Below are 22,263 nucleotides of genomic sequence, written 5' to 3'. Positions count from 1 at the left end.
TGCCTTCGGTGTATCGGTCAACGGGACACCCCCAGCTTCGGGTTGAGCACGGCCTCGATGGCACGGCCGCAGAGCGTGAACGCGAGCGCGACAAGCGCGATCGCGATACCGGGCGGCGCCAGATACCACCAGTGCCCCGAGGAGACGGCGCCCGCCTCGCGGGCGTCCTGGAGCATGCCGCCCCAGGAGACGACCGACGGATCGCCGAGCCCGAGGAACGCGAGCGTGGCCTCCGTCAGGATCGCCGTGGAGATTCCGAGGGTCGTCTGGGCGAGGACCAGCGGCATCACGTTGGGCAGTACGTGGCGGGTCATGACATGGCCGTGCCCGCCGCCGAGCGCCCGCGCCCGCTCGATGTACGGGCGCGACTCGACGGCGATGGTCTGCGCGCGCACCAGGCGTGCCGTCGTCGGCCAGGACGTCACCCCGATCGCCAGGATGACCGTCCAGATGCTGCGCGACATCACTGTCGCCAGCACGATCGCCAGCACCAGCGCCGGCATCACCAGGAACCAGTCGGTGATCCGCATGACCACCGTCGCGAACCAGCCGCCGAAGTGTCCGGCGATGATGCCGACGAAGGTGCCTATGGCCACCGAGAGCGCGGCGGCGAGCAGCCCGACGATCAGGGAGATGCGGGCGCCCCAGATCAGCAGGCCGAGCAGCGATCGCCCGAACTGGTCCGTACCGAGCGGGAATTCACCGCTCGGGCTCTCCAGGGCCGTTCCCGGCGCGGCGGTGACGCTCTGCACGTCGCCGCCGATGAACAGCGGCGACGTCAGCGCGATCAGGGCGATGACCGTGAGGCCGGCGAGACCGAGGAGGCCGGCGCGGTGCGTACGGTACTGGTGCCAGAAGCGGGACACGGAGGCGCGCCGCCGCGCCCACACGAGCGACGAGGCGGACCGCGCCGCCTTCGCCTCCTCCGGGGATCCCTCGGACTCCGGGGGATTCGGCGGCGTCTTGTCGATGGTCATCGGCCCACCCGGGGATCGAGCAGCGGATACAGCAGGTCGGCCAGGAGGTTCATCAGGATCATGGCTCCCGCGAAGACCACGAACAGCCCCTGCACGACGGGCAGATCAGGCACGCTCAGCGCCTGGTAGAACAGCCCGCCGAGACCCGGCCACGAGAAGACGGTCTCGACGAGGATCGAACCGGCGGCGACGTGGCCCAAGTTGATGAAAATCATCGTGACCGTGGGCAGCATCGCGTTCGGCACGGCGTGCCTGCGCCGTACGAGATCGTCCCGCAGCCCCTTGGCCCGCGCCGTCGTCAGATAGTCGCTGCCCATTTCGTCCAGCAGCGAGGACCGCATCACCAGCAGCGTCTGCGCGTAGCCGACCGCCACCAGCGTCACCACCGGCAGCACCATGTGGTGCGCCACGTCCAGCACATACGCGAAGCCGGTCTCGTTGCCCGACTCCATCCCGCCACTGGGAAACATCCCGGGAATCGGCCCGATGCCCACCGAGAACACGATGATCAGCAGCAGCCCCAGCCAGAACGACGGCACGGACCAGAGGGTCAGCGCCACACCGGTGTTGATCCGGTCGCCGAGACCGCCGTGGCGCCACGCGGAGCGCGTACCGAGCCACAGGCCGAGCGTCGAGTAGATCAAGACGGCGACGCCCGTCAGCAGCAGCGTCGCGGGCAGCTTCTCGGCGATCAGCTCGCCGACGGGGGCGTGGAACTGGTACGAGGTCCCCAGATCGCCCGTCAGCGCCTTCGCGCAGTACTCCGTGAACTGCTGCCACACCGGCAGATCGAGTCCGAACTGCTTGCGGAGCGTGGCCATCTGCTCCAGCGACGTCGGTTTGCCGTGGGTCATGGCCTTGACCGGGTCGCCGGGGATGATCCGGAAGAGGAAGAAGCTGGTGACGAGGACGGCGAACAGCGAGACGGCCGCGCCGCCCAGCTTGCCCGCCACGTACAGCAGATAGCCGGTCCTGTGCCCCGTGGCGCGGGTGCGGGAGCCGCCGGACGGCCCGGTCTTCACCGGGTCGTCGGCGGCGTCCGGCACCACACCGGGGGTGCTTGCGGTGCTCATACGGTGTCTTTCCGGGGAAGCCTCCCGGACCCCCTGCTCGCGGCCGTGTGCGCGGTCCTCGCGCCGTTCCTGATCTCGGACTTGATCCCGTACCCGATCTCAGACCTGATCTCGGACTTGATCTCGGACCTGGTCCCGTACCCGATCCCGTACCCGATCCCGGATCTGGACGCGGGTCCGATCGAGGCCGTACCCACCGCCCTACTCACGGTCCTCGGCGGTGGAACGGCGCCGCATGACGAAGAAGATCCCGAGTGCCGCCACGACCACCACCGCCGCGCCGATCCCGACCATCGTGCCGGTGGACGACCCGCTGTCGGAACTCTCCTCGCCCGCCCCGTCGGCCGGTACGGCGGACCACCAGCTCCAGTAACCGTCCTGGCCCCAGATGTTGCCGGCGGCCTCGGGCATGGTCGTGATGGACTTGATCTGGTCCGTGCGGTACGCCTCGACGGCGTTCGGGTAGGCCATGACATTCATGTAGCCGGTGTCGTACAGCCGCGACTGGAGCTGCTTGACCAGGTCGGTGCGCTTGGTGGTGTCGTACTCGACCGACTGCTTCGCGTACAGGTCGTCGTACTTCTTGTCGCAGATGAAGTTGTCCGTCGCGCCGGTGGCCTCGGCCGTCGCGGGCAGGGCGCCGCAGGTGTGGATCGACAGGACGTAGTCCGGGTCGGGGTTGACCGACCAACCGTCGAACGCGAGGTCGTAGTTGCCCGCGAGCCACGGGTCGGAGACGTTGTCGAGGCACTCGACCTCGAGGCCGATGCCGAGGTCGCCCCACCACTCCTGGAGGTACTTGCCGACGGCCTTGTCGTTCGGGTCGGTGGCGTGGCAGAGGATACGGAAGTCGAGCGGCTTGCCGTCCTTGCCGACGCGCTTGCCGCTGCTGTTCTTCTCGTAGCCGGCCTTGTCGAGGAGCGCCGCGGCCTTCGCCGGGTCGTAGTCGATCGTCTGGCCGTCCGAGGGCTGCCAGAAGTACGAGTCGAAGCGCGGCGGTATGTAGCCCTGCCCCTCCACCGCGTGGCCCTGGAAGACCTTGTCGACGATCGTCTTGCGGTCGACGGCGTGGAACAGCGCCTTGCGGACGTCCGCGTCGAGCAGCGCCTTGTGACCGTTGCCGAAGGTCTTGCCGTCCTTCGCCTTGGCGCCCGGGTTGGTGGCGAGCGCGAAGAAGCGGCGTCCGGGGGCGTCGTTGACCTTGATGTTGTCGGCGCTGCCCAGCGCGGCGGCCTGGGCCGGCGTCAGCCCCGAGACGAACGAGACCTCGCCCTTCTGGAGGGCGGCGACCGCGGCGTCCTTGTCCTTGTAGTACCTGAAGACCAGCTCGTCGAACTTCGGGGCGCCGCGCCAGAAGTCCTTGTTCGGCTTCAGCCGTATGTACTGGTCGACCTTGAAGTCCTCAATGACGTAGGGGCCGTTGCCCACGATCGGGAACTTCTTGTCGTTGTTGAACTTGGAGAAGTCGTCGACCTTCTCCCAGACGTGCTTGGGCACGATCGGCACGTCCAGCGCCGTCATCGTCGCCTGCGGCTTCTTGAGCTCGATGACGAGCTTCGTGGGGTCGGGCGCGGTGACCTTCTTGAAGTTCGACGTGAAGCTGCCGTTCGCCGTGGCGGCGTTCGGGTCCGTCATCATCTTGTTGAAGGTCCAGGCCGCGTCCTCGGCGGTGGCCTGCTTGCCGTCGGACCACTTGGAGTCGTCGCGGATGGTGAAGGTCCACGTCAACTTGTCAGCCGACGGCGTCCACTCGGTGGCGAAACCCGGGACGGTGCGCGCGTCCTTGGCGTCGTAGTTGGTCAGGTACTCGTACGTCAGCCGGTGCACGCTGGTGGCGACGAGAGTCTGCGCCAGGAACGGGCTCAGTGAGTCGATGCTCTGGTCGACGGCGACGGTGAGGACCTTCTTGCCGTCGGCCGCCGCCGGCGCGGTCAGGGCGTTCGGCGCCGCCTGGGCCTGCGGCGCCGCGGGCAGCAGCGGACTCAGCGGGATCACAGAACCGGCCACCATCGCAGTGGCAGCGGCACCGGAGGCCAGGAAGAGACGGAATCGGGAGCGTTGCCGGGCGGGCTGCCGCGTCGTACGCGGTGGAATCCTTGTGACCATGGGTCGTGACCTCGCGTCATCACTCGCACGGAGAAACTGAGAACGAAACTGAGAACGAAACAGAGAAGACAGAGAAGTAGTGAACACACACAGAAGCCGGGAGCACAGGAAAGCGGGGAAACGGGGCGGAAGTTGGCGGGTCGGACGGTTGGTCGACTGGTCGGGGACGGCCGCCGGTCTCCGAGCGGTCACTCGAAGCGTTGGCCTGAATCGGTTGCTCGTGTCGTCTGCCGGTGTCGCTGGGTTGACTCCAGCTCACCAACTGGTGAAGCGAAGGTTTATCAGCGCTGGTCGGGCCACGTCAACGGGCGTCGAAACCCCGTGTGGGCTGCGGGAATGCGACGAGGGTCCGTACCGTCAAGACGGTGCGGACCCTCATTGGTCTAAACCTCTGTCGCCTTACTGTTGAGGCGCTGACGGAGCCTGCGGAGGCTCCTGTTGCGGCCATCCGGCGGGCGGAACCGGACCCTGCAACTCCGGCTGCCCCGATTGACCTGGCTGGCCGGGCTGCCCCGGGTGTGCGGGCTGGCCGGGCTGCTGATGGTGCGGTTGGGGCTGCGGCTGTGCGCCGGGGTACTGGCCCGGCGGGAGTCCGGCCGGGCTGCCGGACGACTGCGCCTGGGAGGGCAGCGACTGCTGCCAGCCCTGCTGCTGCGGATAGGGCTGCTGCGGGTAGTACTGCTGGCCTGGGCCGGGGGGCTGCTGGCCCGGCGCCGCCGGCTGACCCGGGGAGTGCCCCGGTGCCTGTCCGGGGGCCTGGTGTCCGGGCTGCTGGTGTCCGGGGGCCTGGCCGTGCCCGTACTGCCCCGGCACCTGCGGCTGCCCGTACGGCGGCTGTCCCGGCGCCTGTTGGCCGGGGTGGCCCTGCTGCTGGCCCTGGTGCCCCGGCATCGGCGGCACGAGGTGCGGCGGCGGGTTGCCGTCCGCCGTCCACAGCCCTTGTTGCTGCTGAGCCCGTACGAAGTCCTCGGCGATCATCGCCGACAGGTTGAAATACGCCTCACGCGTCTTCGGCCGCATCATGTCGAGATCGACCTCGGCGCCCGCCGACAGGTGCTCGTCGAACGGCACCACGACGACGCCACGGCAGCGCGTCTGGAAATGCTGCACGATGTCATCGACCTTGATCATCTTGCCGGTCTCGCGTACGCCGGAGATGACGGTGATGGACCGCTGCACCAAGTCCGCGTACCCATGGGCCGACAGCCAGTCCAGCGTCGTCGACGCGCTGCTCGCCCCGTCGACCGACGGGGTGGAGATGATGATCAACTGGTCCGCCAGGTCGAGCACTCCGCGCATCGCGCTATAGAGGAGGCCGGTGCCCGAGTCGGTGAGGATGATCGGGTACTGCTTGCCGAGCACCTCGATCGCGCGCCGGTAGTCCTCGTCGTTGAACGTCGTGGAGACCGCCGGATCCACGTCGTTGGCGATGATCTCCAGCCCGGACGGCGCCTGCGAGGTGAACCGGCGGATGTCCATGTACGAGTTGAGATACGGGATCGCCTGCACCAGGTCCCGGATGGTCGCCCCGGTCTCACGGCGCACCCGGCGGCCGAGCGTGCCGGCGTCGGGGTTCGCGTCGATCGCCAGGATCTTGTCCTGCCGCTCCGTGGCCAGCGTGGAGCCGAGGGCGGTGGTGGTGGTCGTCTTGCCGACGCCGCCCTTGAGGCTGATGACCGCGATGCGGTAGCAGGAGAGCACCGGCGTACGGATCAGTTCGAGCTTGCGCTGCCGCTCCGCCTCCTCCTTCTTCGCACCGAGCTTGAAGCGGGAGGCGCCGGACGGATTGCGGCTGCTCTTGGCCTTCTGCTTGTTGTTGCGCAGGAGGCGGTCCGAGGACAGCTCGACCGCGGCGGTGTAGCCGAGCGGCGCACCCGGCACCGAACGTTCGCGCTGGTCGTGCGCCATCGCCGTCGGCCAGCCCGCGGCGGAGCGCGGGTCCATGGGCGGCGCGCCGGGGGCGGACCCCGGTGCGCCACCGGGCGCGCCGCCCTGCGCGGGCTGCTGGTAGGGCTGTTGCTGCTGGGCCGGCAGATTGGGCGTCGGCGAGGCCGGAGCCGGCAGGTTCCGCCCCTGGGACTGCTGTGGCTGCGCGGCGGGCGGCATCTGAGGACTCTGCGGCGGCTGCGGCGACTGCTGTGGGGGCGTGTACGGGGCGGGCTGGGCGGACTGCCCCGGCTGGCCCGGCTGCCCCGGCGGGGGGAAACCGTAGCCCGGCTGCGGGCCTTGGTGCCCCTGCTGGCCTGGCACTCCGGGCTGTGGGAAGCCGTAACCACTCTGCGCGTACGGGGCGTGGGGGCCGGAGTTGACAGGCGCGGGCCCGCCCGGCTGGCCCGGCTGCGGGAATCCGTAGCCGCTCTGCTGCGCCGTCGCGGCAGGAGTCGCCGGGGTGGCGGGCGTCGCCCAGGGCGACTCGGCCGGGGGCAACTGGGGCTGCTGCTGAGCCGGCGCGGGTGCGATCGCGGGCGGTTGCGACTGGCCTTGTGACACCGACTGCGACTGAGATTGCGAGTGAGGCGTCACGGGGCGCTCGGCGGGCCACTGCGCCGCGGGCGCCGGGGCGGCGGGCTGGAAGGCGGGCGGCAGCGGCGGCAGTCCGGAGTCCGGACCCGCCGGAGGCGGGGACGGGGACCACGGCAGCGCGGGGGCGGGCGGGGCCGCCGGGGTGCTGAGCGGGGGAGCGGCGTCGGAGGGCTCGTCCGTGGGCGCGACGTCGGCCGGTTCGGCGCGGCGGTCCCGGACCTCGTCCGGGAGGTCGGCGCCGACCACGGACTCGCTGACGTCCGCCGGTTCCACGGAGTTGGCGTCGGAGCCGGAGCCGGAGCCGGAGCCGGAGTCCGCGTCGGCGGTGGACGCCGCGGATCCGGTCGTCAGATAGCTCCCGACCCCGTCCGCTTCCGCGTCGTCGTCGCTGCCCCGGACCTCGCTCTCGTCGCCTTCGTCCTCGCCGCCCCTGGGGTCCCTTGGATCCTTGCCGTCCGCGTCGTCCTCGCCGCGCTGCTCGTCCTCGCCGAAACGCAGACCGAGCCCGGCGCCCGCACCGGCACCCGCTCCGTCCTCGTCGTCCGCCGCCACAGCCCCGGCGGGAGCGCCGTCGACCGCCCCGTCAGCGGCCCCGTCGGGATCCACATCCGTGTCGGTGTCGGCGTCGCCCTGAGTGCGCGCGGCGGCCTCCGCCGCCTGCTTCGCGGCGTCGATCTCCGCCATCTCGCGCTTGAGCGCGGCGGGGGAGAAGCGCATGGTCGCCCCGCTCTCCAGATCCCCGGCGCCGAAAGGCTGCGCGAACGGCTCCGGCGTGGCGGCTTCGTCAGGCCCGGAGGGAGAGGGCGCCACGGGAAGAGGCGCCGAAGGGAGCACCGGATCCACGGACGGCGCCACGGACGCGCTCTGCGCGGGGATCGGCGGCGGAGGCTGCCGGTGCGGCCAGTTCGGCTCGTACCCACTGCCCGCGGGCAGCCCCGGCACGGCCACCGGAGCCCCGTTCGGAGGCGGCGGCGGAGGGGTGGAGCTCCGGGACCCCGCCCCGTCGCCCGACGTGTCCCCGGGGGCGTTCTGCGTGTACCAGGCCGGCGGTGTGTAGTCGATGGTGAACTCACCCGTCAACTCGGCGGGCTCCGCGTCGGACTGATCATCGACGGGATTGTTCCAGTCCCCACGGATCTCGTCCCGATCGCCGTTCACTTTGCCTCCTGGTGTGGTCGAGCACCCTTGTGCCGTGTTGGGTGGGGGCGACCGTTGTGACTCGATCAGCCCGGCTCTACCCCTTGGGACGCTCCCGGCATGCTCGCGGGTTCTCGTACGCCCCGACCCACCCTAATCGTCCGCGAGCCCCCTCCGGCAGGCCCGCCCACCCGTCTTCCGGCGCCCCGTACGCCGCCCCCTGGCACCCGGTGGGTCGGGTGTGGCGGACGGTCAGGAAGACGGTGGGGTGAATCATGACAACAGGGCATGAATGCCCGCCCGTTCATCGCACCCGTGAGCGCGAGCCAACAATCCGGTATCGGCGTACGACGCGCGCTCCGGTCCGGGTGGTTGTGTCCCCGCGCGTCCGGACCGGAAGGCTTCCGCCGCTTCTGCCGCCCCTGTCGGGTCTCTTCCTAAGGAGGTGGCGGACTCAAGGAAAGGAACCGGTGACGGCGACCTCTACTGAAGGTCGAATTCCCCGTCGCGCGCGCCCAGTACGAACGCCCGCCACTCCGCCTCGGTGTACCGCAGCACGGTGTCCGGATCCACGGACGACCGCATCGCCACGGCCCCGCCGGGCAGATGCGCGATCTCCACCCGCTCCTCGTCCTCGCTCGTGCCCGGGGCGCTGAGCCACTCGACACCAGAGATGTCGAGGGCGTACAACTCGTCCTTCTCCTGTGCGGTCCCCATCGGTCAGATCTTCCCTTCGAAAAACGGCTGAGTTGAACGCTCTCCACACACGGATGGAGACAAACAGGCCCACCGACGCGTGCTCCTGAGGATCCTAGATCCGCCAGGCACGTCCGGTCCGACGATTCCGGCCCCGGTCACCCTGCCGGGGAACCTCGCCGGGACCCCGCCCCGTACGGGGCGGCTCAGTCCATCCTGCGGGCTGTGCCCAGCAGTCCCGACTCGGCGTCCGTGGGGCTGGTCATCACCCAGTGCCGCTCACGCCCGGCACACCACAGGGTGACGCCGTCGGCCAGCGTCGGCAGCGCTCCACTCTCCGCCTGCGACAGACCGAGGATCCGCCCGATCTGCTCGGCCTCGCGCGGTGACACCCGCTGCACACCCACCAGCGTCGAGTTCCGCATCAAACGGGGCGCCACGGGGCTCAGATACGGCAGCAACGTCAGCACCGACTGCCAGGGAGCCGACACCACGCGGCCACGGGGCGGTCGCATGCCCGCGTCCCGTACGACCACCACGGGGCTGCCCACCGTCGCGCCCTGCGGCGGCACCCGACCCACGTCGTGGAGGGTGATGCACTCCAGGCCCGCGCCGGCGGCCTGCGCCAGCAGCGTCCACGCCTGGGCGCGCCCCGTCTCGACCACCACACGCGCACCGGTGCCCGCCGCGCGGAGCGCGATCACCTGCGCCGTCCAGAGGCCGCCGATCAGCAGGACGTCGTACGGCGCGGAGCGGTGGAACCCCACCATCTGGGGATGCCCCTCCGCGTCGTCGCCGATCACCACACCGTCGTCGCCGACCGGCAGGGACAGCGCGCCGAGTTCGTCGGCGGGCATGGTGTGACCCGCGTGCCGCGGGCCGAGCAGCGTACGCAGCCCGCTCATCGGGCGCCTCCCAGCGGAAGTGTGGCCAGGGCCCCGGGCAGTTGCTCGCGGTCGAGGCGTACGAGTCCGACCTTCGCGGACCGCGCGGCCTGCTCCAACAGCCGCCGTACGCCGACCAGTTCGGTGTCGCTGCCGCCGGTGATCCGGACGTGGCCGTTCACCGTCATGGCCCCCAGGCGAGTGCCACGCCGCAGGGTGAGACTGAAGGTCGTCGCGTACGCGGGGGTGGCGGTGAGCAGCGACACCAGTTTGGGCAGCGGAGCGGCACCGCGTCCCAACTCGGGCCAGCGGCCCACCGCGTACGTCGTGTGCCACCGGTCGTCGCACCGCCACACGCGCGCCGTCTCGGCCGTACGCCGCGCCGGGGCGGTACCGGGGCGGCCGGCCAGGGCGGCCGACGCGGGGCTGGCGCAGGCCGACGTCGCGATGGTGGAGTTCAGCTCCTCCTGGTCCAGTACGACGGCCCGGAACCCCGCGCCGGTGATCCGGCTCGCCACGTGGTCCGCCACTCGTACGAGGCAACGTTGGGCGCCTTCGACGCCGCCCCCGCGCGCGTCCACCGCCTCCCGGCACAGCTCGGGATCGAGCTTCACCGCCACCCACGTCAACCGCAGGGCCGGGGCGCCGGTCTTCTCCTGAAGAGGTACGTACGACAGCCGGGCCACCGACTGCTGGGGCAGATGCGGCGCGGGCGCCGAACGCACCTGCTGCACCAACTGGACCGACTCCAGCCTGATGTCGTCGACCTCCAGGGCGCCGCCCAGAAGGGAGAGCGGCAGCGCCCGCGCGCCGAACGCGGGCCGCAGCGCGGACCCGCTCGCCTCGACCCGTACGACCGCGGTCAGGAAGCTCCCGTCGCCGAGCATCCCGACGGTGCGTCGGTCACGGTCCACGTACGTGTACGGGCCCAGCGCCGGGACGCCCTCCGTGACGGGGGCCAGCGACGGATCGACGTCCGGCGCCGCGGGCCCCGCGGCCCGCTCGCGCCCACGCAGGGCGAGGACGGTCGCGAGCCAGTCCTGGACGGCGTGGCCGCGGCGTCGTAGAACGGCGAAGAGGACCAGCACGCAGGCGACGGCGATCGTGGGCACCAGCCACAGCCCGCCGAGCGCGACGCCGACCGCGGCGAGCGCGAGGGCCACCTCGACAAGCACCAACTGCCGCAACTGGAAGGGGCCGACGTGGCTGGTGCGGGAGAGAGCCCGCAGGGTGGTCGTCGCGGGGACACGGGGCGCCGTGGGGGCCCCGGGGGGCGTCGTCGCGGGGCCGGTGCCCGGGGCGTTGCGACGTTGCCGGCGAGAGGGCCCGGAAGCCCGGGAAGAACCGGGCGGCGGTCCGGAAGTCCGCCCATTGCGCGCGCGCGTCGCCGTACCCATCCCCGCGTTGCCCCCTCTGTTCCGAAATGGCCATTTCCCCATGGGCGGTTGACCGGGCGATCACCCTACCTGAGCAGTGGGGCGTGGCCGCCAGCATGCATAGTAGGGGGCCGGAACGACGGCAACCCCCTGCGCGAGAAGGGGGCCTGGCCGCGCAGTGGGGGAGAGGGACAGCGGACAGATGGCATCACGACGGGACGAACTCAACGCTTACACCTTCGCGAAGCGAAGGCTGATCGCGCAGTTCGTGCAGCCGAATTCGACCGGCTCCGAGGAGGGAGCGCCCCGTCCACTGCGTGGGGTGGTCCCCGGGATGATCGTCGCCGTGGTCATCCTCGCGATCTTCGGCGCCTGGGGGATGTTCAAGCCGGTGGCGCCCAAGAAGTGGGACACACCCGGCGAGAACGTCATCATCGCCAGCAAGTCCACCACCCGTTACGTGGTGTTGAGGACCGACAAGAAGATTCAGCTCCACCCGGTCCTGAACATGTCGTCGGCCAAGCTCCTCCTCGACGCGGACAAGGGCAAGGTCATCAACGTCGACGAGTCCGTGCTCGACAACGGCAAGATCCCGCACGGCGCCACTCTCGGCATCCCGTACGCCCCCGACCGGCTGCCCGACGAGAAGGAGGCCGGCGCCGCCAAGCGCTGGGCGGTCTGCGAGCGCCCGGGGGAGGGCGGCAGGGCCATCGAGAAGGCCACGTTCGTCTTCGCGGAGCGTGAGCAGAACAAGACCGAGGGCGCGAACCAACTGGGCGGCGGCGAGCTGATGTACGTGGAGGGGCCCGACAAGGCCCGCCACATCGTGGACGCCACGGGCAAGGCGTACGGCGTCGACGCTGAAGACGAGGCGCTGCTGCGACTGGTGGTCGGAGCGGACCGTAAGCCGCAGCGGGTGTCCGCGGAATGGCTGGCCACGCTGCACAGCGGCGACCCCGTCGAGTTCCCGGAGATCGACGGAACGATCGGCGCCGACGCGGGCATCGGCGGCGAGCTGGACTCGGCGCTCGACAAGGTCGGCATGATCCTGACGGCGACGGACGGGACCAAGAACCAGAAGTACGTCGTCCTGGAGGGCCGGGTCGCCCCGATCTCCGACTTCACCGCGAAGCTGCTGCTCGGCAGCCCGGACCTGATCGACCTCGACCAGAACGGCAACGCCACGTCCGTCAGCGTCGCGGCCTTCCGCCCCGGCGCCCCGTTCGGGCAGGAAGAGGACTGGCCGGAAGACAGCCCGGATGCTGTCAACTCCGCGAGCACGTCGGAGGGAAGCCGCAACACCGTGTGCAACGTACTGCGCGAGGTGGACGCGGACAGCGGCGCCACCACGCTCAGCACCTGGGTCGGCACCGGCTTCCCGGCGACGCTGGCGACGGGGGCCACGAGCGCGTACGTCACACCCGGATCCGGCCAACTTTTCCGCCAGTTCACCGGCTCCTCGACCAAGTCCGGTTTCCTCTTCCTGGTCACCGACACCGGCTTGCGGTACGCGATGCAATCCAACAGCGACAGCGCGACGGACGACTCGGGGATCGGTGAGTCCGGCTCGGAGAAGGAGCGGCAGGCGGCCCGGGAAGAGGTGCAGAAGGCGCAGAAGGCGCTCGGTTACCTCAACGTGGACGCGGCGCCGATGCCGGCGGTCTGGTCCGGGCTTCTGCCGACGGGGCCGAGACTGTCGACCGCGGCCGCGCGCCAGCCGCAGGGTTCGTGAGGGCGGGGCAGCCATGACACCCACGGACAACCGCCTCCGTACGCGCGTCGGCGCGAGCGCGCTCGGCCCCAACTCCCCATCCACGTACCGCAGGTTGACGGCGAGGACGACGGTGACCTTCGGGGCGGCGACGACCAGGGCGACCGCGGCCGCGACAGCCTTGGCCACCGCCGCCCTCGCGCTCGTGACGCTGTCGGCGCCCACCGCGACCGCGGATACGGGGCAGTGCTCCTTCCCCGGGGAGAAGTACGAGGGTCGGCCGTGGGCCCTGCAACGTGTCCTGCTGGACGAGTTGTGGAAGCAGTCCACCGGCGAGAAGGTGCGGGTCGCCGTCATCGACACCGGCGTCGACATCAAGAACCCACAGCTCGCCAAGGCGGTGGACGCCGGGAGCGGCCGTAACTTCCTCCCCCCGAACGCCAAGGACGACAACGGGAACAAGCTCGAACGCGGCAAGTCGAACGGCACCACCGACGTGGTCGGCCACGGCACCAAGGTCGCCGGCATCATCGCCGCGCGCCCCGCCGAGGGGACCGGTTTCGTCGGGCTCGCGCCCGATGCCACGATCATTCCGATCCAGCAGAACGACGCGTTCGGCAACGGCACCGCCGAGTCGCTCGCCGACGCCATCGACTACGCGGTCCAGCAGAAGGCCGACGTCATCAACATCTCCCAGGACACGGCGGACGCCGTGGAGCCGACACCGCTGCTGAAGCAGGCGGTGGACGCCGCCCTCGCGGCGGAGGTCGTGGTCGTCGCATCGGCGGGCAACGACGGTCTGGACGGCAAGGTCAAGGAGACGTACCCCGCCTCGTACGACGGCGTGCTGGCCGTGGCTGCGTCCGACCGGAACAACGAACGCGCGTCGTTCTCCCAGTCGGGCGATTTCGTCGGCATCGCGGCGCCGGGGGTCGACATGGTCACGACCGTCCCCGGAGGCGGTCACTGCGCGGACAACGGCACCAGCTTCTCCGCCCCGTACGTCGCCGGAATCGCCGCTCTGATCAAGAGCAAGCACGAGGACTGGACGCAGAAGCAGATCGTGGCCCAGATCCAGCAGACCGCGGAGCGCTCGATCCCGGGCCGCGACCGCCTGGTCGGCTGGGGAGTGGTGGACCCGGTCCGCGCGCTGACCGAGGATGACAAGCCCGTCGAGGAACCGGTGGCACACGAAGGAGTGACCCGGGCCGAAGCGCCGACCCCGGCCGAGATCCATCTCGGCGAAAGTGCCGAGGAGCGGAACTCCCGGCTCGCGACCTACGTCGTAGTCGGGGGCGCGGTTCTCGTGGCGGCGATCTCGGGCGGTTCGGTCGCCCTGCGCGATTCACGCCGCCGGGCGCGGCGGGTCGTCGGGGCGGGTCCGGGCGAGCGGTGAGCAGTGTTCGGTGACCTGTGACCTGTGATCGCGGTCGGCGGTTGGGGATGCGTAAAACAGACGCGAAGGGCGAGACGGGCCGAAATGGGTAGGTGCGCTGTCACGACAATCAAGTCACGGGACGGACAACGCACTTAGAGGTCTACGGCCGGGTAGCTAGAGTGGTTACGAGCGATCAGGGAGCGAACGTTGAAGGAACCGGTTCGTCGGTGATCGCGACGTAGGACAGCAGCAGCAAACGGGGAGGAACGGGCATCGTGCCTGAGTCGGTGGGTGGCGTGAGCGGGGGCTCCGATGGCAAGTAATCTTGAGCGCGGTGTTGGCGCGCTGAAGAAGTTCCAGAGTCAGATCAACATCCTGCTCTCGGAGTTCGAGGGCGGCGCGGGCGGCAAGGGGGAGATCGCCGCCCAGCGCGTGCCACGAACGTCTTTCAGCGGTCCGGGCAAGTTCGACGAGGCCGAGGGCTTCTCGATGCAGTACGACCGGGTGCACGCGTCGCTCATCTCGCTGTCCAAGTCTCTTGGCGACCAGATCGAGCTGCTGAGCATCGGAGTTCACGCGGCCGACGTCGGGTACGACAACGTCGAGGAAGACCTGCGGTACCGCTTCCACACGATCCAGACGCGGTTGGGCGAGCAGCGCTTCGAGCAGGAGAAGCAGCAGAACCAGGACAGGATCGAGGCGCAGGAGAAGCAGGGCGGGAGCGAGGCGCCCGTGGCGCCGCGCCAGGACGCCACCGGCGGCACGAAGGACTTGGGGTGACGAGACATGAGTGACGACAAGAAACCGCCGCTCTCTCCCCAGGAGCAGCAGCAGAACGAGGACGCCGCCGAGATCCGGACGGAGTTCGGCACGACCGACGCCGCCGAGCGCATGGCGACGGCGATGGACAAGTTCGGCTTCGGCAACTTCGGGGGGTTCTTCTCCAGGACGAGCTTCGAAGACCGCGGGCTCAACGACATGCTCGACCTGCTGGACGGCGCGAAGCCCTCGGACCTGGCAGAGGCCGGCCGGAACCTCGAAAGGGCCAAAAAGAGTCTCAACGACGCCGCAAAGGAGCTGGGTGACTTCGTCAAGGCCACGGACTGGCGCGGCGACGCGGCCACCGAGTTCGAGCGCTACGGCACCGAACTGGTGCGGTACGCCTTCGACCTGGGTTCGTTCGCGAACGTCGTCGGCACCCAGATGTCGGTCGCTGCCACGGGCCTGACATCGGTCCGTAGCGCCAAACCACCGCGCGACAACCGGGCCGACCGCCGGGCGCCCAAGGACTTCCCGGTCTCGGAACAGCGGGATGACAACCCGGAGTACAAGCAGGCCGTGCAGATGGAGGAGAACCGCCAGGAGGCCATCAACCAGATGAACCGCCTGGCGTCGTTCTACGCGGTGTCGGAGCAGTCGCTGGCGGGGGCGAAGGAGCCGGAGCTGCCGAAGATGCTGGCGGCGGACGTGCCGCAGCCGAGACGGGGCAGTATTTACAGCGACTCCGGTTCGGGGGGTTCCGGCGCCGCGGGCGAAATGGGCTCGTCGCCTCAGCAGTCGAGTGCTGTACGCGCCGACGCCGGCGGTACGGCAGGCGCGCCTCGCACTGGTACGGACGGTTTTGTCACGCAGAATCCGACTCCGGTCAGTCCGCCCGCGAGCGTTCCGGCTCCGAACACGTCAATGGAGATCGACAGCCTTACGACGCTGCCGCCCACCACGACGAGTCCCGCTCCCGCGCAACCTCCCACGGTGCCTACCGGACCAAGCTCAGGAAATAGCCATGTCCCGCCGTTGGGGCCGAATTTCGGGCTTCCTGTACGTGGCGGAGGCCCTACTTCCGGTCCCCCGATCGGTCCGAGGCAAGGCGGCCCAGGGCCGGGTCCCAATGCGAGAACCGGTACCGGCGGCGGCCGGCCCAACCCCGTAGGGCGCCCGACCGCCATGGGCGGCGGCCCTAACTCAGGTTCACAGGCGGGCAGGAGCCCGGTCGGCAGGCCGACGGCCATGGGGCAGGGCACGGGACGCGGTGGGGGCTCCGGCGCCACTCGGAGCCCCGTGGTCGGTCGGCCGAGCACCGGGGGACAACCCATGGTCGGGCGATCCGGTTCGGGGTCTTCCTCCGGCCCCCGTACGGGCCGTGCCAACGGCATCGTAGGAGGCACGCCGCAGCGGACTTCCGGCGGTGGCACCGGCGCGGGGTCACGCATTCCCCGGGGGAACGTCATTGGTGGCGCGGGTGGTACGACGCCGGGCCGTCCGTCATCGGCATCGCGTCCCAGCCAGTCCGGTGTCGTGGGGGCGGGGCCCGCGCAGGGCGCCGCGCGTCCGACGGGGCGGGGCATGCCCAGCAACAACGGCGTCGTGGGTACTCCGCGAAGCGGTGGGAAGTCGCCCACGGCCGGCGCCGGAGGGTTTACGACCGGCGGCTCGGGGTTGTCCGGTGGCCGAAGGGATCAGCCGTCCAACGACGACGAGCAGGAGCGTCCTGGACAGCCACGTCCGGAACCCCGGGCGGACGACGCAGACACACGGGCGGGCCGGCGGCGTGGTGCCGTACCGCCAGTCATCGACTAGGCACAGCGGAAGGTTCGGAAGTCGGGATGACGGCAGGAATGAGCCAGGTCCGGAAGCGATCCGGGGCGTACGGCTTTCGGCGCGGCCCGCTGTTCGCGGTGGCCATGGTCGGGGCGGCGGCAATGGTCATGGTCGGTGTCGCTCCGGCGGCGGTCGCTGAAGACACACAGTCGAAGCAGTGGTACCTCGATGCCATGCGTGCCGAGGAGATCTGGAAGTCGACGACGGGCGAGGGAATCAAGATCGCCCTGATTGACACCGGCGTCAACGTGTCGATCCCGTCGCTCAAGGGGCAGGTACTGAAGGGCCTCGATGCCACGGAGACGGATGGGACGACGGACGACTACGACGGGCATGGGACGACCCTGGCCGAATTGATGGTGGGAACAGGTGCAGGCGGCGGCCTGAAGGGTCTGGCGCCCGGTGCCAAGATCATCCCAATGCGGATGGCCAACGAGGAGTTCGAGAAAAAGCACGAGTCGAAAACATTCGACAATGCCAACGCCATCCGCGAGGCCGCCGATAGCGACGCCGAGATCATCAGTATGTCGTTCACCGGTGAGTTCCTCAGCTCCCAGGAAAATGAGGCAGTGAAGTACGCCCATGGGAAGGGCAAGTTGCTCTTCGCTGGCGTCGGCAACACGGGCAACAAGGACAACAAACCCGGATACCCCGCCAATTACCCCGAAGTTGTCGGCGTCGCCGCATCCGATCGCGACGGACAGGTGGCCGATTACTCACAGCACGGCGACTTCGTGGACATCGCCGCCCCCGCCAACGACATCCCTCGCTGGTGCGACGAGACCTTCACCAAATACTGTGACGGCGATGGCGGTACCAGCACAGCCACCGCCCTCGCTTCCGCCTCCGCCGCCCTCATCTGGTCCGCCAACCCCGACTGGACCGCGAACCAGGTCCTGCGGGTCATGTTCGAGTCCGCAGGCCGAGGCGACGACTGGAAGCCCGGCACCGTCAGCAACTACCTCGGCCACGGGATCGTCCGGCCCAACGCCGCCATCAACCGCGGGATCGGCAAGCCCGGCGACGCTGACGTCAGCCCGTTGACCAACGAGAGGACGACGGCCGAAGGTTCCGATGACGCGGGCGCCCCCTCGAAGGACACTTCGCCGGACGACTCCGACTCCTCCTCGCCCAAGCCCGGCGCGGACGGTGCGAAGGACACGGGAACGGACACCGACACGGCCAACGCCGCGGAAGACACTGGCGACGACAGCCAGTTGGGGCTCATCCTCGGTGGTGTGGCGGTCGTCGCCGTACTCGCCGGGGGCGCCTTCGCCGTCGCACGCAAACGCCGCAGCGCGTGATCGCGCGGCGCAGACAACCACTCACCGAAGCACACACACGCAGTAACGAGCACATAGGAAAGGGAGACTGACATATGGCAGTCCAGAAGGTCGGCGATCAGAGCCTCAAGGATTTCCAGGACGAGATCACGGTCAAGTTCGAGGACGTCAAGGGGCAGCTCAGGAACCTCCAGGGCGTCATCGACAGCCTGGAAGGCGCCTGGAAGGGCATCGGCGCCAGTGCTTTCGACGCGAAGCAGGCCGAGATCAACTCCGGCATGGTCCGCATCGCGAAGATGCTGCTCAACTTCCAGGAAGCGATCCAGGTCACTCGTACCACCGCGGGCAACACCGAGGACGAGGTCTACGCGGCCCTCAACGGTGTCGACGTGACCGCCGGCTTCTCCGGTGACGGTGCCGCGACGGCCAAGGCCACGTCGAACATCAACGGCTACTGACAGACCGTCAGCCAGCCGCGTACGCACGCACCGCACACCGCACACCACATACGGCACTGACAGGAAACAGGAGGACCCGTGGCTCAGCAGAACGACGGCACCATGGTCGTGACCTACGGTTCGCTCGAGCAGGCCGCCTCGGTCATCGAGAAGCAGGCCGCCCGGCTCGACGAGAGCCTTGAGGCCATCCAGACGAAGATCCGCGGCGTGTCCGCGACCTTCGAGGGTGAAGCCAAGACCGCCGCGGACGCGGCCCACAAGAAGTGGGACAACGAGACGCGCCAGATCCACAACGCGCTCAAGGACATCGCCCGCAAGGTCCGCGAGGCCGGACCGGCTTACCAGGCGGGCGACAAGAAGTCCGCCGGCTACTTCTAAGACCCCTTAGAGGCAACCGGCAGTAATGGCGAGAAGCCACAAGGGGGGCACGCGCGGGAGGTGCCCCCCTTTGCCGTGTCCTCGCGACGAGAACGGCCTGGACTCCGAGCATTCAAATGGTGGCGGTCATCAAGCCGACCCGCCACCTGGGCCGGCACAGGAATCAAGTATTCCCTCGACATGAAAAACGTAGCGCAACCCTGACGAACACCATAGGCTCACGTCACTCAAGTCGTACTTCCCCGCTGAACTAAGCCTTGTTCGGGGTGCATTCATCGGATGCGATGATGGCCTTGGTGAGCCCCAATAGGAGTGCTTTGATCTCGGACTGTTTTGCTTTCATGTCGGTCAGGAAGAATTGCGTGAAAAGTTCGTAATTTTCCCTCCGGTATTTGTCGCTGTGATTTGGGCAGTCGACTTTTCCTACGGCGCCTTCCTCAGAGTATGTATAACGCTCGTCCTTGCTAATCTTCTCGGTGAGATCCGCACCGATCTGAGCGTAAGCAACGTTGAGAACCGACGTGCCCTTCTCATGCCATCCCGTGGTGATGTCGAGGGCCAGTTCTTCGTCGATGACTACTCTGCATGATGATTCGCCGACAGCTTTGCTGGACTTTACAGTCAGCTTCTTTCCGACAGGAAGCGTCGGTTCAAGAAGACTTGGAGAGATCCGCATTCCGCAGAGTGTGCTGGGGATCGTGTATTCTCTTTCTGGTTCGGGAGTGCTGCATCCGGAGAGCGTGAGGACCAGAACTCCTGATGAAGCGACCAGCCACGCTGCTCTCGTATGGTTTACGACGCAAATTTTCTTCATCGAATTCCCTGGGTACTTACACCAATGAGTGTGCCCGCTCTGCTCATCGTGAATAGATTCGAGATCGGGGCGATCACGCGGGTGGAACTTCTGTTGTAAGATGGTCCGCCATCCTACTGACGTTGTCCGAGGCGTCCGAGTACCCGTCATCCCTGCCGTTGCGAACCCAATCCGCAACCTGATTCTGGTAGGGGAGATCATGCGCTTTAGCGGCGGGAAAGGCCGCCTCCTGCCCCATCTCCAAATTGAGTCTCTTACTCGCGCTCCACAATCCCGCAGAGTCAGTCGCAGCGTCCTGGAGGGCATTGTTCTCGGATTGTTGAAATAGGTGCTCCAGTACCAGACTGCTGACGGTTGATGCCGCCCCTCCGGCAATAGCGCCTCCCACGGGAGTGGCGATGAAGCTCACACCCACGCCAATACCTGTACCGATCGAACCAGACCAGGCATTCTTCTGCTGAGCAATCGAGTCCTCGAAATCCTTTGCCTCGGTCCCGGCCGGTCCGAGAATCGCTTCTTGTCGCCCGATCGCCAGTGATCCACTGATCTCGCCCGACCTTCGAGAAATCTCTTGGATGGTGTCCTGTGCGGTCTGAGGGTAGCGATCCTCGGCGGGAAGATTCGGATTGAGGTGGTAGTCCATGAGATTTCCCAAGTAAGCGGCCTGCCCGGTCTCCACGGCAGCGCTGCCTTCAGGGTTCTGGCCCAAGCCGACGAGAAGAGCCGTCACGTGCTCGGAATTCAGGTCGGCGGAGGCACCCGCAATGGGGAAAAGCTTGTCTACGTTTCCGCTTTCGCCCTTATTTTCATCTGCTGGATTGTCGCTTGCTGGATCTACTGACAGGGCACGGTTGACATCCGGCAAGTACTCGGAAGTGATCTGACCGACACTGTCGGACATATAGGAGTGATCCAGGAGACGCCCCGGATCTTCTCCGATGGACGAAACGAGGCTATTCATGAGCTGTGCCTGACCATCGTTGTGGGGCGGCGTATCCACGGTCGGGAGTTCGCCCGCCGGGTGGCCCGTTGTCGCCGCCTCAAGGGCGAGCGCCAGGTTGTTCCGGCCGGCGGTGCTGTCTTCACCTTCGGCGTTCACATCACGCGGCCAGTCCCGCTCTTCGAAGAGGTAGTCGAAGTTGGAAAGCGAGTCCCTGACTTCCTTCCCCTTCTCTTTCGTCATGAAGTTGTGATCCTCGTCCGCCGTCAAGAACGAGTCGTTGAAGAATTCCGTTGCGGCACCGGGGCTGTTCGACAGTCCTTTCAGGAATCCAACCAGTGGGTCTGATCCCAGATCTGTTCCGGAGTGGTTGAGGATCGGATCCCCCGCTCCACGGGACCACCGCCTCGCTTCGTAAGCACCGTTGTCGCTGGAAGTCTTCTCGACTTCCATGAGCTTGCTTCCGTAGCTGCTGAGGAACCGGTCGTCATAATTTCCCCAGCGCATGAGATTACTCATCACCTGGAAGCCCGGTACGTTGGTGTTCTTGTTTACCGGCTGACTTCCGAGGTCGGTCATCTCGGACTTCCACCTCTGCATTTGAGGAGTGTCGGCCTGCGTCGCGTTGGCCAGCGTGAGGCTGAGATTCTTCTGAAGATCACCGAGCTGTTTTTCTCGCTCGTTGAAGATTTCCCCAAACGGATCGTTGATGCCTTCCCAGAACTTCAGCGTCCCGTGGGCTTCGAGCTGCTCGGCGAAGCGCTCGGCGAACAGTTCGTCGGCCGAGTACTTCTTCAGGCCCGCGTTGAGCGCGTCGAACTCCTTGACCGTCAGGTCCTGTGGGTTCTTCTTCGCGAGACGGGCCAGGTTCTCGGCTTCCTTGATCGCCTTGGCTGCTGAATCGCGATCGGCGTACTTCTGCCCGGAGAAGCCGTAGTCGGTGAGATCGACGAGCGCCTTGAGTGACGTGGACGCGGTGTCGTCGACCTCCGTCGCCGTGTTGAGGATTACCTGAAGTTCATCCCTCAGATCGTTGACGTCCTTCTGACCGTTCGCGGGCTTCGGGTCGGGATTCGGGGTGACGGTGAAGCCACTGCCTGCCGGTTTGACGGACATGTGATTGGCCCGCCCGCGCTCGATGGCTTCTTTGAGTAGCCGCTGCTGGGTTTTCAACTCACCCCGGGTGTCGCGGATGATGTTGCGGATGGACTCGGCCTGGGTGTACGCGTCGTTGAACTCCTCGGCCGTCTTGCCGATGAACTCACGCGAGACCGTGGCGTTGAAGCCGGCCCAGTTGGCCTTGTTGGCTTTGCCCCGGAGTCCGTCCCGCGCATCGTTCTTCAGGTCGGTCAGCCTGCGGAGCATCTTCGTCCAGCCGTCGACGGTGTCATCGAGCGTCTTGAAACTGGCGGAGTGAAGGGCTTCGAAATCCATGAGTCTGTTCCTCTGGTCCTTCTCAGTCCTTCTTGTCCTCGCCGTAGACCGGGTTCCTCTCGCCCGGCGCCGCCCATGACTCGTCGAAGCCGCCATCCAGCGTGGAAATGCTGCTCACATGACGCTCGATGAAGATCTCGTCGCCTTCGTGTGCCTTCTTGGTGAAGTCCATGTGGTTCGAGATGAGCGCGCAGGCATCCATGACCGATCCGAGCTGCCGGTCCCAGCGCAGCGACACATGCGTAAGAGCGCCGCCGAGTGCGAACCCCTGGCCGTTCAGATCACTCCCGGCTGTCGAGGTGCTGTCGACCCGCGCCTCTCCCCACAGCCGGTTGAACAGCTTGAACGCCTCGTCGCCGATCGCCGCCAAGTCCTTCTGGTCGACCGTGAGATCGCCGGTCGGACTGCCCGCGTTCGGTCGGTCCTCCTCCGGGATGCCGTTCAGATTCATCTGTGTCGGCCCGCCACCGGATCAACTTATTGACGCGCGCCGACGA

The 22,263-nt window shown here is 67.9% G+C and carries 17 protein-coding genes; 7 read left to right on the top strand and 10 right to left on the bottom strand.

Annotation, left to right across the window (positions count from 1 at the left end):
* Positions 1-17 precede the first annotated feature (17 nt).
* From OG329_RS09860 to eccE, 7 genes are all read right to left on the bottom strand, one after another.
* A complete protein-coding gene (locus OG329_RS09860; protein WP_405794196.1) occupies positions 18-977 on the bottom strand; it encodes an ABC transporter permease in 960 nt (319 codons plus the stop codon).
* The gene (locus tag OG329_RS09855) at positions 974-2,050 is read right to left on the bottom strand and encodes an ABC transporter permease (protein WP_405794194.1); all 1,077 of its coding nucleotides are present in this window, start codon (positions 2,048-2,050) and stop codon (positions 974-976) included. Before OG329_RS09855 ends, OG329_RS09860 begins: the two co-directional genes overlap by 4 nt.
* Before the next feature lie 201 nt (positions 2,051-2,251).
* Positions 2,252-4,156, bottom strand: coding sequence for an ABC transporter substrate-binding protein (locus OG329_RS09850; RefSeq protein WP_405794193.1), 1,905 nt, complete (start codon positions 4,154-4,156; stop codon positions 2,252-2,254).
* Between the two features lie 399 nt (positions 4,157-4,555).
* On the bottom strand, positions 4,556-7,837 hold the full coding sequence (locus OG329_RS09845; protein ID WP_405794191.1) for an SCO5717 family growth-regulating ATPase: 3,282 nt from the start codon (positions 7,835-7,837) through the stop codon (positions 4,556-4,558).
* 462 nt (positions 7,838-8,299) lie between these two features.
* Positions 8,300-8,533, bottom strand: coding sequence for a DUF397 domain-containing protein (locus tag OG329_RS09840; RefSeq protein WP_405794190.1), 234 nt, complete (start codon positions 8,531-8,533; stop codon positions 8,300-8,302).
* Positions 8,534-8,718: 185 nt separating this feature from the next.
* The gene (locus OG329_RS09835) at positions 8,719-9,417 is read right to left on the bottom strand and encodes a hypothetical protein (RefSeq protein ID WP_078074777.1); all 699 of its coding nucleotides are present in this window, start codon (positions 9,415-9,417) and stop codon (positions 8,719-8,721) included.
* Positions 9,414-10,793, bottom strand: a complete 1,380-nt coding sequence (gene eccE, locus OG329_RS09830; protein WP_405794188.1) for a type VII secretion protein EccE — start codon at positions 10,791-10,793, stop codon at positions 9,414-9,416. The genes OG329_RS09835 and eccE overlap by 4 nt, the downstream gene beginning before the upstream one ends.
* Positions 10,794-10,974: 181 nt before the next feature.
* On the opposite strand from eccE, the gene eccB reads away from it, so the two are divergent.
* From eccB to OG329_RS09795, 7 genes are all read left to right on the top strand, one after another.
* Positions 10,975-12,504: a type VII secretion protein EccB gene (eccB, locus tag OG329_RS09825; protein WP_405794186.1), complete on the top strand. Its 1,530-nt coding sequence runs from the start codon at positions 10,975-10,977 to the stop codon at positions 12,502-12,504.
* 13 nt (positions 12,505-12,517) lie between these two features.
* Entirely contained in the window at positions 12,518-13,879 is a 1,362-nt protein-coding gene (gene mycP / locus OG329_RS09820) for a type VII secretion-associated serine protease mycosin (protein WP_405794185.1), read from the top strand.
* 294 nt (positions 13,880-14,173) lie between these two features.
* On the top strand, positions 14,174-14,641 hold the full coding sequence (locus tag OG329_RS09815; RefSeq protein WP_405794183.1) for a hypothetical protein: 468 nt from the start codon (positions 14,174-14,176) through the stop codon (positions 14,639-14,641).
* A gap of 6 nt (positions 14,642-14,647) precedes the next feature.
* The gene (locus tag OG329_RS09810) at positions 14,648-16,438 is read left to right on the top strand and encodes a hypothetical protein (protein WP_405794181.1); all 1,791 of its coding nucleotides are present in this window, start codon (positions 14,648-14,650) and stop codon (positions 16,436-16,438) included.
* 26 nt (positions 16,439-16,464) lie between these two features.
* Positions 16,465-17,763 (top strand): S8 family serine peptidase, encoded by a 1,299-nt coding sequence (locus OG329_RS09805; RefSeq protein ID WP_405794179.1) that lies wholly within the window; start codon positions 16,465-16,467, stop codon positions 17,761-17,763.
* A gap of 74 nt (positions 17,764-17,837) precedes the next feature.
* On the top strand, positions 17,838-18,200 hold the full coding sequence (locus OG329_RS09800) for a WXG100 family type VII secretion target (protein WP_405794177.1): 363 nt from the start codon (positions 17,838-17,840) through the stop codon (positions 18,198-18,200).
* A 78-nt stretch (positions 18,201-18,278) separates the two neighbouring features.
* A complete protein-coding gene (locus OG329_RS09795; RefSeq protein ID WP_405794175.1) occupies positions 18,279-18,578 on the top strand; it encodes a WXG100 family type VII secretion target in 300 nt (99 codons plus the stop codon).
* Positions 18,579-18,828: 250 nt separating this feature from the next.
* On the opposite strand, the gene OG329_RS09790 is transcribed toward OG329_RS09795, so the two are convergent.
* From OG329_RS09790 to OG329_RS09780, 3 genes are all read right to left on the bottom strand, one after another.
* Positions 18,829-19,392, bottom strand: coding sequence for a hypothetical protein (locus OG329_RS09790; protein ID WP_405794174.1), 564 nt, complete (start codon positions 19,390-19,392; stop codon positions 18,829-18,831).
* Between the two features lie 73 nt (positions 19,393-19,465).
* Entirely contained in the window at positions 19,466-21,766 is a 2,301-nt protein-coding gene (locus OG329_RS09785) for a hypothetical protein (RefSeq protein WP_405794173.1), read from the bottom strand.
* A 22-nt stretch (positions 21,767-21,788) separates the two neighbouring features.
* Entirely contained in the window at positions 21,789-22,217 is a 429-nt protein-coding gene (locus OG329_RS09780) for a hypothetical protein (RefSeq protein WP_405794171.1), read from the bottom strand.
* Positions 22,218-22,263 lie beyond the last annotated feature (46 nt).

Source organism: Streptomyces sp. NBC_01506, from assembly GCF_045040295.1.
Taxonomy (GTDB): Bacteria; Actinomycetota; Actinomycetes; order Streptomycetales; family Streptomycetaceae; genus Streptomyces.
Note: the sequence above shows the minus strand (reverse complement) of the source record. Positions and strands in the feature narration are given on the sequence as shown.

Excerpts from the sequence above, each read along its gene's own strand:
- OG329_RS09850 (WP_405794193.1), bottom strand. The coding sequence starts at position 4,156 with ATGGTCACAAGGATTCCACCGCGTACGACGCGGCAGCCCGCCCGGCAA.
- mycP (WP_405794185.1), top strand. The coding sequence starts at position 12,518 with ATGACACCCACGGACAACCGCCTCCGTACGCGCGTCGGCGCGAGCGCG.
- OG329_RS09855 (WP_405794194.1), bottom strand. The coding sequence starts at position 2,050 with ATGAGCACCGCAAGCACCCCCGGTGTGGTGCCGGACGCCGCCGACGAC.
- OG329_RS09800 (WP_405794177.1), top strand. The coding sequence starts at position 17,838 with ATGGCAGTCCAGAAGGTCGGCGATCAGAGCCTCAAGGATTTCCAGGAC.
- eccE (WP_405794188.1), bottom strand. The coding sequence starts at position 10,793 with ATGGGTACGGCGACGCGCGCGCGCAATGGGCGGACTTCCGGACCGCCG.
- OG329_RS09805 (WP_405794179.1), top strand. The coding sequence starts at position 16,465 with ATGACGGCAGGAATGAGCCAGGTCCGGAAGCGATCCGGGGCGTACGGC.
- OG329_RS09815 (WP_405794183.1), top strand. The coding sequence starts at position 14,174 with ATGGCAAGTAATCTTGAGCGCGGTGTTGGCGCGCTGAAGAAGTTCCAG.
- OG329_RS09785 (WP_405794173.1), bottom strand. The coding sequence starts at position 21,766 with ATGGATTTCGAAGCCCTTCACTCCGCCAGTTTCAAGACGCTCGATGAC.
- OG329_RS09835 (WP_078074777.1), bottom strand. The coding sequence starts at position 9,417 with ATGAGCGGGCTGCGTACGCTGCTCGGCCCGCGGCACGCGGGTCACACC.
- OG329_RS09840 (WP_405794190.1), bottom strand. The coding sequence starts at position 8,533 with ATGGGGACCGCACAGGAGAAGGACGAGTTGTACGCCCTCGACATCTCT.
- OG329_RS09790 (WP_405794174.1), bottom strand. The coding sequence starts at position 19,392 with ATGAAGAAAATTTGCGTCGTAAACCATACGAGAGCAGCGTGGCTGGTC.
- OG329_RS09860 (WP_405794196.1), bottom strand. The coding sequence starts at position 977 with ATGACCATCGACAAGACGCCGCCGAATCCCCCGGAGTCCGAGGGATCC.
- eccB (WP_405794186.1), top strand. The coding sequence starts at position 10,975 with ATGGCATCACGACGGGACGAACTCAACGCTTACACCTTCGCGAAGCGA.
- OG329_RS09780 (WP_405794171.1), bottom strand. The coding sequence starts at position 22,217 with ATGAATCTGAACGGCATCCCGGAGGAGGACCGACCGAACGCGGGCAGT.
- OG329_RS09810 (WP_405794181.1), top strand. The coding sequence starts at position 14,648 with ATGAGTGACGACAAGAAACCGCCGCTCTCTCCCCAGGAGCAGCAGCAG.